1 protein-coding gene is annotated in these 293 nt (G+C 70.3%); it reads left to right on the top strand.

The features are described from left to right. Positions 1 to 293: FAD-binding protein (locus HW452_RS17415; RefSeq protein WP_224107349.1), on the top strand; the 293-nt coding region annotated here is incomplete at both ends.

Genomic DNA, 293 nt, shown 5'->3' with positions numbered 1-293 from the left:
CGGCGGCATGATTTCCACCGACGCCAGCGGCCAGGGCAGCTGCACCTACGGCAAGACCCGCGATCACGTGCTCGAACTCGACACCGTGCTGCTCGGCGGCCAGCATCTGCACAGCCGGGCGCTGAGCGGCGACGAGGAGCCGCAGGCGCTGCAACAGCCGGGGGCACTGGGCAAGGTGCACCGCACCGCCGCCGAGATCATCGACCGCGAGCGGGAGGCGATCGAGGCGACCTTTCCCCCGCTGAACCGCTGCCTGACCGGCTTCGATCTCGCCCACCTGCGCGATGAACACG

The organism is Vreelandella aquamarina, assembly GCF_020075495.1.
In the GTDB taxonomy this organism is placed as follows: Bacteria; Pseudomonadota; Gammaproteobacteria; order Pseudomonadales; family Halomonadaceae; genus Vreelandella; species Vreelandella aquamarina_A.
This window is presented reverse-complemented; position numbering and strand designations above follow the sequence as displayed.